The organism is Mycolicibacterium brisbanense (assembly GCF_001570425.1).
In the GTDB taxonomy this organism is placed as follows: domain Bacteria; phylum Actinomycetota; class Actinomycetes; order Mycobacteriales; family Mycobacteriaceae; genus Mycobacterium; species Mycobacterium brisbanense.
Window position 1 is genome coordinate 23,144 of sequence record NZ_BCSX01000045.1, and the last position, 12,640, is coordinate 35,783.

Annotated in this window: 11 protein-coding genes; 7 read left to right on the plus strand and 4 right to left on the minus strand. The window is 65.8% G+C overall.

Features of this window, described 5'->3' with window-relative positions; all coding sequences use genetic code 11:
- Nucleotides 1-7 precede the first annotated feature (7 nt).
- Together RMCB_RS25765 and RMCB_RS25770 are read left to right on the plus strand one after the other, a co-directional pair.
- Nucleotides 8-2,044, plus strand: coding sequence for an ATP-binding protein (locus tag RMCB_RS25765; RefSeq protein ID WP_062831032.1), 2,037 nt, complete (start codon nucleotides 8-10; stop codon nucleotides 2,042-2,044).
- Nucleotides 2,041-4,077: a zinc ribbon domain-containing protein gene (locus RMCB_RS25770; RefSeq protein WP_062831033.1), complete on the plus strand. Its 2,037-nt coding sequence runs from the start codon at nucleotides 2,041-2,043 to the stop codon at nucleotides 4,075-4,077. The genes RMCB_RS25765 and RMCB_RS25770 overlap by 4 nt, the downstream gene beginning before the upstream one ends.
- Before the next feature lie 5 nt (nucleotides 4,078-4,082).
- Here RMCB_RS25770 and RMCB_RS25775 read toward each other — a convergent pair whose 3' ends face one another.
- Genes RMCB_RS25775 through RMCB_RS25785 form a run of 3 tightly spaced genes read right to left on the minus strand, consistent with a single transcriptional unit; the run spans nucleotide 4,083 to nucleotide 6,983 of the window.
- The gene (locus RMCB_RS25775; protein ID WP_062831034.1) at nucleotides 4,083-4,988 is read right to left on the minus strand and encodes an RsiV family protein; all 906 of its coding nucleotides are present in this window, start codon (nucleotides 4,986-4,988) and stop codon (nucleotides 4,083-4,085) included.
- Between the two features lie 16 nt (nucleotides 4,989-5,004).
- Entirely contained in the window at nucleotides 5,005-5,499 is a 495-nt protein-coding gene (locus RMCB_RS25780) for a hypothetical protein (RefSeq protein WP_062831035.1), read from the minus strand.
- Nucleotides 5,496-6,983: a peptidoglycan DD-metalloendopeptidase family protein gene (locus RMCB_RS25785; protein ID WP_084388610.1), complete on the minus strand. Its 1,488-nt coding sequence runs from the start codon at nucleotides 6,981-6,983 to the stop codon at nucleotides 5,496-5,498. The genes RMCB_RS25780 and RMCB_RS25785 overlap by 4 nt, the downstream gene beginning before the upstream one ends.
- A gap of 226 nt (nucleotides 6,984-7,209) precedes the next feature.
- Between RMCB_RS25785 and RMCB_RS25790 the strand changes: the two genes are divergently transcribed.
- On the plus strand, nucleotides 7,210-8,742 hold the full coding sequence (locus RMCB_RS25790; RefSeq protein ID WP_062831036.1) for an EB domain-containing protein: 1,533 nt from the start codon (nucleotides 7,210-7,212) through the stop codon (nucleotides 8,740-8,742).
- Here the strand turns inward: RMCB_RS25790 and RMCB_RS25795 are convergent.
- Nucleotides 8,739-9,437: a hypothetical protein gene (locus RMCB_RS25795; RefSeq protein WP_131805581.1), complete on the minus strand. Its 699-nt coding sequence runs from the start codon at nucleotides 9,435-9,437 to the stop codon at nucleotides 8,739-8,741. The two genes, RMCB_RS25790 and RMCB_RS25795, sit on opposite strands and share 4 nt — an antisense overlap.
- 152 nt (nucleotides 9,438-9,589) lie before the next feature.
- Between RMCB_RS25795 and RMCB_RS25800 the strand changes: the two genes are divergently transcribed.
- The 4 genes from RMCB_RS25800 to RMCB_RS25815 all read left to right on the plus strand — a co-directional run bounded on the left by RMCB_RS25800 (nucleotide 9,590) and on the right by RMCB_RS25815 (nucleotide 12,638).
- A complete protein-coding gene (locus RMCB_RS25800) occupies nucleotides 9,590-10,366 on the plus strand; it encodes an IclR family transcriptional regulator (RefSeq protein WP_029370194.1) in 777 nt (258 codons plus the stop codon).
- A 61-nt stretch (nucleotides 10,367-10,427) separates the two neighbouring features.
- Nucleotides 10,428-11,264, plus strand: coding sequence for an ABC transporter substrate-binding protein (locus RMCB_RS25805; RefSeq protein WP_062831038.1), 837 nt, complete (start codon nucleotides 10,428-10,430; stop codon nucleotides 11,262-11,264).
- 19 nt (nucleotides 11,265-11,283) lie between these two features.
- Complete coding sequence (locus RMCB_RS25810; protein ID WP_062831039.1) at nucleotides 11,284-11,997, plus strand: amino acid ABC transporter permease; 714 nt, start codon at nucleotides 11,284-11,286, stop codon at nucleotides 11,995-11,997.
- Nucleotides 11,994-12,638: an amino acid ABC transporter permease gene (locus RMCB_RS25815; protein ID WP_062831040.1), complete on the plus strand. Its 645-nt coding sequence runs from the start codon at nucleotides 11,994-11,996 to the stop codon at nucleotides 12,636-12,638. Before RMCB_RS25810 ends, RMCB_RS25815 begins: the two co-directional genes overlap by 4 nt.
- Nucleotides 12,639-12,640: the final 2 nt, after the last annotated feature.

The window sequence follows — 12,640 nt, forward strand, 5'->3', positions numbered from 1 at the left end:
CAGGCCGATGGACAGTACGCGATACCTGCTCGGCCGCGCCATGCTGGTTGAGGAGCGGATCCGGGCCCTGGTCGCCCACCGCCGCAGCCACGATCCGGCACCCGATGACCCGTTCCGGGGGCTCTACCTCAGTGACGATGTCGTCGACGCGTTGCTGGCTCACCCCCCATCGCCGCCGGAAGTTCCGCAGCCCGCGCGGGACGCCCTTGAACAGCACGCCGACGCCGCCGAACGGGCCGGCACCGAATTGCGGTTGCGCCGCCTGGCCCGCTCCGCGCGCCTGGATCCGCAAGAGGTCGAGTTCCTCATCATCTGTCAGCTACCTGATCTCGACAGCCGATTCGAACGCCTCTACGGCTACCTCAACGACGACGTGACGCGCCGGCGCGCGACCGTCGGTCTGGCACTGGAACTTTCGGGCCTGTCCCCCATGAACGCCGCCGCCCGCGCCATGCTGGCGCCCGGGTCTGCGCTGGTGGATCAGGCGTTGGTGGTCGTCGACGATGCCGACCGGCCGTTTCTCACCCGCGCGATACGCGTTCCCGACCGGGTGACCGCCTACCTCCTCGGTGACGACACGCCCGACGCCGCGCTGACGGGCGTCCTCGTCGAGCCGGACGAGCATCACTGCGCGCAATCCCGCGATATGGCACGGGCGTTCGCCGCCGGGCAGAAGTTGTGCTATATCAGGGAATCCGTCAACGACTCCGGCGTGGCGATCGCCGCCGCGGCACTGCGATCGGCCGGTCACACCGTGATCTGCTGCGACGCAGGACGATTGGCTCGGTCCTCAGATCTGGAGAGCGCCGTCGTCGTACTGGGACGCGAAGCGCTGCTCACCGGCGCCAGCCTCGTGGTCTCTGCGGTGGACGCGCTCGGCGCCGCCACCGCCGACACCGTGTTCCGGTTGGCGCGCATGCCGGTTCCGGTGGTGTTGACCGGCACCGGCGCGTGGAACCCCGACTGGTCCGACGAGGTGCCGCTGATCGCCGAAGCCGCCCGGCTCAGCGTCGGCGAGCGTGCCGAGGTGTGGCGACGCGAACTCGGTTCACTGATCGACGGTATCGATGTCGACGACATCGCCGCGCAGTACGTGTTCGGGCCTCGACAGATCACCGCCGCGATCACCGCCGGGCGGGCGCTGGCACGGACCCGCAACGGCGCAGCGACCGGCGCCGATCTGCGCCGCGGTGCCCGGTCACAGAACGCCGCGGGCCTCGAGCACTTAGCCCGCCGGATCGAGCCCGCGGTGGGCTGGGACGACCTGGTGCTGCCGGTCAAGACATTGAAGCAATTGCAGGACTTGACCATTCGGGCTCGCAAGCGGGAAGTGGTGTTGTCGGACTGGCAGATGCGCCCGGGGGGCGGCCGCGGCACCGGCGTCACCGCGTTGTTCGCCGGCGACTCGGGGACCGGCAAGACCATGGCAGCCGAGGTCATCGCCGGTGATCTCGGCCTGGACCTCTACACCGTCAACCTCGCGACCGTCGTCGACAAGTACATCGGCGAAACCGAGAAGAACCTCGAACGGATCTTCACCGAAGCGTCGCGGGTGAGCGCGGTGCTGCTGTTCGACGAGGCCGACGCGATCTTCGGCAAGCGCAGCGAGGTCCGTGATGCGCATGACCGGTACGCCAACATCGAAAGCGCCTATCTGCTGCAGCGGATGGAGACATTCGACGGCCTGGCGGTGCTGGCCACGAATCTGCGGGCCAATCTCGACGATGCGTTCACCCGTCGCCTCGACATGGTCGTCGACTTTCCGCTGCCGGACGAAGCAGCCCGGCTGGCTCTGTGGCAACGCTGCCTGGCACCGCCGGTGCCCACCCATGGTGATCTGGGACTGTCCCGATATGCGCAATCGTTTCCGTTGTCAGGCGGCAACATTCGGTCGGCCGCCATCACCGCGGCATATCTCGCCGCCGACACCGGCAGCGCCGTGTCCGCCGGACACGTCGGCGCCGCGATCCAACAGGAGTACCGCAAGTTGGGCCGGTTGTTGCCCACCCCCGAATCCGATGAGCGTCAGGAGATTCGACGATGAGTGAACACCGCTGTGAACAATGCGGCGCCGAGAACGCCCCGGACGCCCAGTTCTGCACCAAGTGCGACTTCTACCTGGGCTGGAACACCGGCGACGGGTCGCTGGGCGGCACTCCGCTGACGGCGGCGGTGCCGGTGGTACGGGAAACCCATACCCAGCGCTCCGCCGCGCCGACAGCGGATCGTTCGCGGCGCCCTGATCCCCCGCGCATCGCCCGCCCGGGACCGGCCGCCGGCCCCGCCAGCGCACCGACGGTGACCATCGAACACCCTGAGGTCGAACTCGATCCGACCACCGGCGGGACCGTCGACATCCGGATCCGCAACAAGTCGGCAATCGTCGACGGCTATACCGTGGTCGCCGCCGGCGCGCCGAAATGGCTGGACCTGCAGCATCCCCAGATCAGGTTGCTGACCGACGAAGAGGAGACCACCACCGTCACCCTCACGATCCGGCCCGGATTCGACGTTTACGTGCAGCGGTTCCGGCTGCGCGTGCAGGTGTGTTCGATCGAAGATCCGGCCAAGCGGACCGACGCCGAGCTGGTCGTGACGGTGCCCCGCGTCGGCGGGCCGATCACGATGTCGTCCGAACCACAGGTGGTGCGACTTCGCGACCAGACGAGGGGCCGGTTCCGGGTTCGGTTGGACAACACCGGAAGCAACTACCCGCAACGGTATTCGCTGTCCGGGGCCGACCCGGAGAACGTCGTCCGATTCGCCATCCGGCCCCAGGTGGTGGAGGTGCCGCCGCGCGGCGTGATCACCGCCGATGTCCAGTTCGACGTCCCGCCGATCGATTACGGCCAGCAAGCGCCACGCACGCTCAAGATCACCGCAGCGAGTGACCAGATACGGGTGGAGGCCCTGGTCAACGTGGTGCAGGAACGTTCGCAGGCGCCGGCCGACAGTCCGGTGAGGCTGCGACTGGAACGAACCGTAACCCGGCTTCAAGACGCGACCTCCGCGGAGATTGCGGTCATCATCGACAACCGCCGTGGCAGCCGCGACCGGCGGCTGTTGTTCTCGGGACGCGATCCCGAGGGAGTGGTGCGGTTCGCCTTCTCGCAGCCACAGATCTACGTCCGTGCGGGTGAACAGGCCCGGATACAGGCCAGTGTTCAGGCCCCCCTGCCACATCCCGGCCAGCAGGTCGAACGTCCGATCATGGTGGTGTGTAACGACGGTACCGATGAGAGCGAGGCGACGGGTTCGCTCGTGCAGGCCTCGAGCACCTCGCCCATGACGACGGCACAGTTGCGGCTGGAGCCCGAGCATGTGTCGGTGCGCAACCGGCGGCGCGGCCGGTTCCGCGTCACCGTGGACAACACTCGCGGTGCACTGCCGCTGAGCGCCTGGCTGTCGGGCACCGACCCCGAGGGCGCGGTACGTTTCGCCTTCAACCCGCAGCGCGTCGACGTGGCACCCGGCCAGAATGGCGTTGCCCTGCTTCAGGTGTGGGCCAATCTGCCCGGTGCGGGCAAAGAGATCGCCAGAGAACTCACCGTACGGGCCGATGACGGAACAGGTTCGGTGGAGGACCACGGCCGGTTCACCCAGTCGATGTCGGAGATCCTGCCGCTGATCCGGTTGGCGGCCACCCTGCTGGGTGGGTTGTTGATGGTGCTCGGCTCTGTCCGGCCCTGGTTCCTCGGCGGTCCGACGTTCTACGCCAGCTACCTGACCGAGCTTGGCGCACTGGACAAGAACGGAAGCCTGAACAATATGTTCGCCGCCATAGAGTCGGGTGCAGCGCCGAACCACCTTGTCTGGATGCAGGCCAGCCAACCCGTCCTACGTGCCGTCATCCTGCTGCTCGCCGGCGTGATGCTTCTCGGAATCCTCAGTCCCCGTGGTCGTTACACGATCGTCGCCGGAATCCTCGCGGTGCTTGCCGTTGTGGTCTATATCGTGTTCACCGACAGTAAGATCGATGTCCACGCAGCGCCCGCATACGGGGTGATCCTCGTGGTAGCGGGAGCCATTATCGGGATCATCGGCGGGTTCTGCATCAAGCGGGGCAACTCAGCCTGATGGTGTCAGCTCGAAACGATCTGCTGTACACCGGATTTCATGACACCGTCGAGATCGCTCCATGGGATGGTGATGTCGACGATCCCTGAGCTGCTCGGGGCCACCGTGCCCTGATCGAAGAACACATGCAGGCCCGCGGTCTCGGCAGTCCAATGATCGAACGTCTGCTCGGTCGCCTGCAGCTTGGTGCCGTCGAAATTGGCACCCGCAGAACTGGACGGGCCAAGCTTCTTGGACTCCTGCACCAGTAGCTTGAGACCCGCATTGAGATCGTTGAAGAGCGAAGACAATGTGATGACGCGGCCGCTCTGGGCGTCGACCACCACCGTGCCGACCAGCGGCCGAGACGTGGCCTTCGCGGTGTCGACCGCCGCGGTGCGCAACAACCCACTCAGCACTCGCTGCCCGATCCGAACCCCGCTGCCGGGCCGGTCTTCCAGCCGGCCTCCGGTGAGCGAATCAGCCTGGCTCTGAAGAACTTTGTGCATCTCGTCATTGAACACACCGGCCACGGCGGAATCGCCGCCGTCGACCTGCGGCAGCGAGACGTTGGCGTAGGTGGTGCCGAGGAAGGCGCTGACCTTGTCTGTCTTGGCGGTAAACGGTGTGGCGGTCGCACTGGAGGTCGTGGTCGTGGTGGTCGTCGTGCTCGATGTGGCGGACGCTCCGGCATCGGAACCATCGCCCCCGCCGCCGCCACCTGGTGTGCCGCCGGTGCCACCGGATGCGTCGGCCGTGCTCATCGCCGTGGTGGCAGCGGTGCTGATCGTGGTGGTTGCCGACGGAAGCTGGGACAGTGACGTGGTTTTGCTGGCCGGATCCCACCAGACCGAGCGGACCGTGTAGACCGCCACGACAATGAGCACGATGGCGCCGACAGCCGCCACCAGGATCCGTCCACCGCTGAACATTACGGGTCACCCTCCATCAGAACTGGATACTCGTCACGCGCCATTCGTTGTTCGTCTTGGTGGCGGTAACCCACGCGGTGTGCCTGATCTGGTCGATGAGCCGATTGTCCGACGTTGCGACGGTCTGCGCGACGACAACCACACGATGCATGAGAGTGTCGGAGTTGGGCGGGGTTTCGTCGCCGAGAAAAAACACCTTGGCGGTGACCGCGGCACCGTCGGCAGCCCATTGTTTCCACTGCGAACCGGGTCCCGGCGCCGATTGCCCACCCTGCCCGGCGAGGTCGCTGGACATGTACGCGGCAGCGCGTTGATAGGCCACGTCCGGGGAGGCGTCTTTGGTGGGGTCCCAGGTGAACATCGTGGTGAGTGCGTTGGTGATGACCGTGTCCGGGTTGCTGAGGTCAGCCTCCGCCGCAGTGCTGATCGGTACCGCGTCCGACCTACACCCCGTGACCGGGGCAATGACCACGATCACCAGGCAAACCACCAGGGATACAACGGTTCTCATGACACCCGCCGAGCTTTGGACTCAGGGTAGTAGTCGGCCACCACGACACCGCGAGCCGGATCCGAGTGGATCATCTGGCCATTGCCCATCGCGATTCCGACGTGCGAAGGCCGGCCGTGCTGATCCCATCCGCTGAAGATGAGATCACCCGGTTGCACCTGCGCGAGCGGGATTTCATTGCCGACGCTCCACTGCTCATCGGCGGTGCGGGGCAGCACCAGCTTTCCGCCGGAGCCGTGCGCCACCGCATAGTACGTCAGCCCGCTACTGTCGAATCCGTCCCCGGTGGGCCCGTCGACACTGCCGCCACCCCACACCCATTTCTTGCCCTTGAACTGGCTGGCCGCATCGACAGTGGTGGTCGGGCCGCCTGAGATCGCCACAGTTTGGGCGGGCATTCCGCCGAGACCCGGAGTGGCTTCGAATGCCTTGGAGCGCTGCATGATCTTGGCCACGTAGGGCTGGGTCTGCGTGGTGTAGTCCCCGCCCGACGGCATTCCGCCGGCGCGCTGCACCGCCCCGAACCCGGCGTTGTATGAGGCAAGCGCCAACGCGACAGGGTCGCCGACGATGGATCCGTTGGCGATTCCCGCTGCGCACTCCCGGTAGTTCTCACACATCAGCGCGCCCTGCGACATCACCGCGTCGGGGATGCTGTTGACGTCGGGCGGCGGGCCACTGTTGTCATAGTCCTTGCCCCACGTCTGCCACGTGGCGGGCATGAACTGCGCGGGCCCCTGGGCCCCCGTCGATGACACGGGGGCGCTGGGTCCGTAGCGAAATCCGTTCTCCGCCTCCAGCTGCGCAGCGAGGATCGGGGCCTTGATGCCCTCACACATCGCGCCGGCCTTGACAATCCAGGGCACGAACACGGGTGGCACCAGTCCGGGCTTGAGCACGACACCGGTCTGGCAGTTGGCGGCAGCAGAAGCTTGTTGGGCTGTCGACGGATTCGTCGGCGGCGGAGGACTGTTCAGGATGAACGACGGGTCGATGGCGTGGCCATGGGTGAGACGGCCGCCCTCCCAGTACTCGAAATGCAGGTGCGGACCAGTGGACTGCCCATTGCTGCCGATGTTGGCGATGTGGTCGCCTTCCCGCACAGACTGCCCCTGGCGCACCAGGACATCGTTGGGGTACATGTGCCCGTAGACGGTGGACACCAGCCCGGTGCGGGTTTGCGAGTCGATCACGATCCACTGACCGAACCCGCTCGCAGGCCCGGCGGCCGACACGGTGCCGTCCATCGCGGCGAAGATGTTGGTGCCCAGTTTGCCTGCCAGGTCGATTCCCTGATGTATGGTGTTGCCGCGGGGGCCGAAACCTGCTGTTTCGGTGTAGGTTCCGTCAGCCAACGGCTTGCCACTCGTCGCACACACAGCAGCCGCCCATGCCGGGTTCGCCGGTGTGACCAACACTGCGACGACACTCACGCACAGCGCGACCAGAACCGCCCGCCTCGGGATCGTGAACAGGCCCGTCATGGTCAATCTTTCGTCGCGTCAACGAGTTCAGCGCAAGCGAGTGCCCGCACTGTGCAGTGTCGCGCCCCTGTCGGCTGTTCGTCACGACCCCGCCCGGCGGTGTGCCCGTTCGGTCCCCCAGAACTGCCCCACCGGTCGAGGACCATCGCACCGATGGCCGTCGCGGCGGTCCCCCGCACCACGAACAATGAAGGGGCCGTACGCATACCCGGCTCGAGGAGTTGCCATGGGAGAGCGACGCATCGTCGGCGTCCTCGTGGCGCTGCTGGCTGCGATCATGTTCGTGGTCGGCGGTTGCGGAGGCAACGGAGGCAAACCCACCGGGTCTGATACCGACGAGCCCGCACCCCCTGAGGCACAGGACGCGATCGTCAAGGGCCTGCAGACGATGTTCACGTGGTATCCAGCCCGCGACGCGTCACCACGCGACGCCTACATCCGGGCACTGCCGTATCTCGGCCAGAAGCTGCAGGACGGGAAAGACAACACCATCGAACGCGGCAACAGCGTCTGGTGGCAGGAGTGGAAAGACAAGCGCGCCGAAGTCGATGCCACCGCACTGCTGGTGGTAGGAGAACATCCTGCCGACCAACCCGATACCGTGGAACGGTCCGTCTTGGTGACGCAGACCGTCAAAACACCGGACGGCCAGGTGCTCGACACCAATCCGATGTTGATCGAAAGCGTTGTCGCCAAAAAGAACCCACAGGGCTGGCGGGTCGACTCCATCAACTTCTTCAAGACGAACCAGTTCCGCACCGCGGGCTGCCCGCAGGGACAGTCCCATCAGCCGACGCCGGACGGTCCGTGCGCGCCGACTCCCCCGCCACCCATCCAGTGCCCCGACGGCAGCACGGTGCCGCCCGATCAGACCTGCCCGGCAACAGGCACGGGCCCGGGCAATCCGACGGTTCCGAGCACCAAGCAGTGCCCCGACGGCTCGACCGTTCCGGCGAATCAGTCCTGCCCCACGACCACAACTGCGGGACCGCAATGCCCGCAGGGACAGACGCCCGACTCCAGCGGCACCTGCCAATGCCCATCAGGCACCGAAAAGAACGGTGACCAATGCGTGCAGCCATGCCCACAAGGCCAAACCCGCGACTCCACCGGCACCTGCCAATGCCCATCAGGCACCGAAAAGAACGGTGACCAATGCGTGCAGCCATGCCCACAAGGCCAAACCCGTGACTCCACCGGCACCTGCCAATGCCCATCAGGCACGGTCCAGGGAAGTGACGGCAGCTGCACCACACCCTGCCCGACTGGACAGACCCGCGATTCCTACGGCACCTGCCAATGTCCGTCAGGAACCGTCCAAGGCAGCGACGGCAGCTGCACCACACCCTGCCCCAACGGACAGGTTCGCAGCGGAGGTACCTGCCAGTGTCCTTCGGGCACCGTGATGGAAGGGGGCAGCTGCGTAACTCCTTGTCCGGCCGGCCAGGTCCGTAGCGGTGGCACGTGCCAGTGCCCATCGGGCACCACCCTGGTGAACGGCAGTTGTGTGGCTCCGTGCATAGGCCGGGCCTATCGCGACGCCAGCGGAAACTGCGCGTGCCCGAACGGTTCTACCGCCAGCGCGGCGGAAGGTTGCGGAAGCTACGTCGGCGCCGGCGAGGCTCCACCGCAACCGCGCATCGAAGTGATGACTCGCATCCAACCTGCCGCACCGCCACCGGATCCGGACTCCGTGAACGGGAGACCTCCCGGCGACACCCCACCCTCGGTGTCGATATTCCGGACGCCGATGCTTTAGTCCTGACAGTCGAGATCAATCGGGCGGTTGAACGGATCGATTGCGGCCGAAAGGGAATCGGCCGCCGAGTGGCGCGCCGCCTCCTCGGTGTCATGAATCGACTGGAGATGTTCCTGCAGTGCGCTCATGCCACATCCGGTGAAATCCACGCGGTGCGTGGTGGTTCCGTCGTACGTACGAAAGCGACGAGCATGCTCGCGCTCGTGCGGGGTCAGCACGTCACGCAGAAACGCCCGGACCCTGCGCTGCTGGCATTCGGACAGCCCGTCGGGCACGTCGGGCATCGTGATTGTCACCTTGGCGTGGTAGGCCACGCTGAACGTTCCGACGGCGTGCACGCATGGATCGTCGTCGGGACATTCCGTGCATCCGGTGGCGCGTTTGATCGACTTCGGCACCCATTTCGACACGCCACCGTCATAGTCGGCGGTGGTATCCCCGTGTAGCGACACGCTGGGTCCGCCGCCGTGCACGCTCGGGCTCGGCCGGTGCGGCTCGGTGAGCAGTTGGCACACAGCGGCGTTGCCGGCCGCACGTTGCAGGTCGGTCACCAGCCCGGCCGGGGTACGCGCAGGTGTCAGCATGAGAAGCGCCCGCGATGGCGCCATCCCCAACGGTCGGATGTCGGGCCCGGATGCCACCGCTCGTGTCGCCCGCTGCCGGCCTACCGCGGCTACCCGGCGATTGCGCCTCATCGATCCAGTGGACGCCCCTGGCACCGCCATGTCCAGATACCGATGTAGGCCGGGCCCCAAAAAGTTCGGCATGTGGTCTAGCGCACAGCGGTGTGGATGGCATACCATTTTGCAATACAGAACATGATTTTGCAATGCAGAACGGATAATGGATGCGTAACAACTCGTCGTCGCTGCGACGGGCCCTGAACCTGCTCGACCTGGTGGCCGCCACCGCGGGCCGCGACCACGGCGCCAGCCTCACCGAGCTGGCCGCCGGCATCGAGTCGACGAAAAGCACCGTGCTGCGGCTGCTGGCTCCGCTGGTGGAGACCCAACTGGTCCGTCAGGACGCCGACGGGACCTACCGGATCGGCATCGGCATCCTGGGCCTGGCCGGCGCCTATCTCGCCGATCTCGACATCCGAACCGCCGCGCAGCCCGTGCTGCGCCAATTGGCCGACGCCACCGGGCATGCCGCGCATTTGCTCGTGTACAGCGAGGGTCGGGTGACCTACGTCGACAAGGTCACCGGGAAGTCCCCGATTCAGATGGCGTCGCGGATCGGCGACACCGGCACGGCCTACTCCACCGCCAGCGGCAAAGCGATGCTGGCATACCTCGACGAGGACGAGGTACGGCGCGTCATCGAACTCGGCATGCCCGCCAAGACGCCGTCGACCATCACCGACGCCCAAGATCTGCGCGACCATTTGGCCATCGTCCGCAAACAGGGCTACGCCTACGACGACCTGGAGAACGAGGACGGAATCCGTTGCGTTGCAGCGCCGGTGTTCAACCACACGGGCGCCGTCGCGGCCGCTGTGAGCGTGTCGGGACCTGCCGAGGCGGTTTGGAACAACCGTGAGGCCTACACCGACCTCGTCGTAGAAGGTGCACGACGCATATCGGCCCAACTCGGCTATCGGGGAGGTGACCGGAGCCCCTGACCACCCCGCGCCACCTCCTCGCCTATCGCTTCCTCCCCTCACCCCGCACAGAAAGACATCCATGAAGCTCTCACGTTCACTGCGCAAGGTCGTCGCGTTATGCGCTGCCGCGGCAGTCATTCCCGCGGCAGCGGCCTGCACCCCGATGCCGGCCGGTGGTGGCGCGGCAGCCGCCGACTCGACGCTCAAACACGTGCTGGCTGCGGGCACCTTGAAGGTGGCATCGTGTCTGTCCTTCACACCGTTCGGCTTCACCAATTCCGACGGCAAACCCGACGGTTACGACGTCGACATCGCCAACGAGCTGGCCAAGGACATGGGCGTCAAGCTCGAGGTCGTCGACACCACATCGTCGAACCGCATCCCCAACTTGCAGACCAACAAGGTCGACGTCGTGTTCTGCAACTTCACGCGGACGCTCGACCGGGCCAAGGAGATCTCGTTCACCAATCCCTATGTGGTGGCCACCGAGGGCCTCCTGGTGCGGACCGGCAGCGGCGTCAACTCCCTGGAAGACATGAAGGGGCGCACCATCGCCGTGGTCAAGGGCAGCACCAACGCCGATGTCCTGCGCGAGCGGGGTATCGACGTGAATGTCGCCGAATTCGACAGCTCACAGGCCGCGGTACTGGCCGTCAAGCAGGGCCAGGCCGACGCGATGGTGGAGGACTCCAACTTCCTGCAATACCAGGCAAAGCTGAACCCGGGCCTCACCGTGGTCACCAGCAAGCTGGTTCCCCTGGAGTACAACGCCTTTGGCGTGAAGCAGGGCGATCAGGTGTGGGTCGACTATCTGAACCTCTTCTTGTTCGAGCTGAACACCTCGGGTAAGAACCTCGAGCTCTACCGCAAGTGGTTCGGCGCAGATCCACGCTTCCCGCTGCAGCCGGCATTCTGAGATCGGCGGTCGGAGAACAATGTTCGAATATCAATGGCGAACCGTACTGGCCTTCTGGCCCGACTATCTACACGCTGCCGTGCTCGCGTTGCAGATCACCATCGCCGGTTTCATTCTGGCGTTCGTGATCGCCGCGGCCGCGGCGCTGGCCCGCAACTCGTCGTCGAAAGTGCTACGGGCGGTGGCGACCTGCTACGTCGAGGCCATCCGTAACACCCCGGTCCTGCTGCAGATCTTCATCGTCTACTTCGCGATGCCGAGCCTGGGCATCCGGCTGTCGGCGGTGACGGCAGGCACCATCGCGCTCGGGATCAACGTCGGCGCGTACCTCACCGAGGTCCTGCGCGCCGGCATGTCCTCGGTCGGCAAGGGTCAGCTGGAGGCAGCGCAGATCCTCGGTTTGTCGAAGTCGACCGTGTTGCTGAACATCGTTGCACCGCAGGCACTGCGCAACGTGTACCCGGCGCTGGTGAACAACCTCATCCAGGTGCTGCTCGGTACGTCGCTGCTGTCGACCATCGCAGTGCCGGAGATCACCGGCGTCGCGACCGTCGTCAACGCCCGCACGCTCTTGTTCGTGCAGGTGTTCGGGATCGCGGTGGCGCTGTATCTGGTATTGAGCTACGGGCTTTCAGCGATCGCGGCACTTATCGAGCGGTTGGGCTTCAAGGCACCCGCGGCCAGCGGTGCGCGTAAACGGCGGGCGCTGCGACTGATCGGAGCACGGCTATGAACTTCGACCTGATCTGGCAGAGCCTGCCGTTCCTGTGGTCGGGCTTCCTCATCACGCTGGCGCTCGCGGCGGTCTCCATCGCGGGCTCGACGCTACTGGGCCTGGCCGTGGCGGCCGTCCGGACGTCGCGTCTGCCGGTGTTGCCTTTGGTCGCGCGCGGCTACGTCGAGATTTTCCGTGGATCACCGATCCCTATCACCCTGTTGTTCGTATACTTCGGGGCCGCACTGTATCTCGGCTACAGCGTGAACCTGTTCGTGGCAGCCGCTGTGGGATTGAGCGTGTACCACAGCGCATTCGTGGCCGAGATCATCCGCTCCGGGATCGAGGCCGTGCCTGTCGGCCAGCATGAGGCCGCCCAGATCTTGGGACTCAAACCCGCCCAGACGTTCCGGTGGGTGGTGCTGCCGCAGACCGTCAAGATCGTGCTGCCGCCCATGGTCGGCCAATACATCTCGCTGATCAAGGACACATCCATCGCGTCCATCATCGGGCTGGCGGAGATGATGAAAGTCGGCCAGTCCATCGTCGACCGCACCAGCGACCCGGTGTCGATCTACCTCGCCGTCGCCGTCTTCTATTTCATCGTGTGCTACCCGCTGTCGGTGTGGGTCACCCGGACCCAACGAAAGGCCATCTGATC

Coding starts and splice junctions, on each gene's coding strand:
- RMCB_RS25765 (WP_062831032.1), top strand. CDS start 8: ATGGACAGTACGCGATACCTGCTCGGCCGCGCCATGCTGGTTGAGGAG.
- RMCB_RS25805 (WP_062831038.1), top strand. CDS start 10,428: ATGAAGCTCTCACGTTCACTGCGCAAGGTCGTCGCGTTATGCGCTGCC.
- RMCB_RS25810 (WP_062831039.1), top strand. CDS start 11,284: ATGTTCGAATATCAATGGCGAACCGTACTGGCCTTCTGGCCCGACTAT.
- RMCB_RS25790 (WP_062831036.1), top strand. CDS start 7,210: ATGGGAGAGCGACGCATCGTCGGCGTCCTCGTGGCGCTGCTGGCTGCG.
- RMCB_RS25815 (WP_062831040.1), top strand. CDS start 11,994: ATGAACTTCGACCTGATCTGGCAGAGCCTGCCGTTCCTGTGGTCGGGC.
- RMCB_RS25785 (WP_084388610.1), bottom strand. CDS start 6,983: ATGACGGGCCTGTTCACGATCCCGAGGCGGGCGGTTCTGGTCGCGCTG.
- RMCB_RS25770 (WP_062831033.1), top strand. CDS start 2,041: ATGAGTGAACACCGCTGTGAACAATGCGGCGCCGAGAACGCCCCGGAC.
- RMCB_RS25795 (WP_131805581.1), bottom strand. CDS start 9,437: ATGAGGCGCAATCGCCGGGTAGCCGCGGTAGGCCGGCAGCGGGCGACA.
- RMCB_RS25775 (WP_062831034.1), bottom strand. CDS start 4,988: ATGTTCAGCGGTGGACGGATCCTGGTGGCGGCTGTCGGCGCCATCGTG.
- RMCB_RS25780 (WP_062831035.1), bottom strand. CDS start 5,499: ATGAGAACCGTTGTATCCCTGGTGGTTTGCCTGGTGATCGTGGTCATT.
- RMCB_RS25800 (WP_029370194.1), top strand. CDS start 9,590: ATGCGTAACAACTCGTCGTCGCTGCGACGGGCCCTGAACCTGCTCGAC.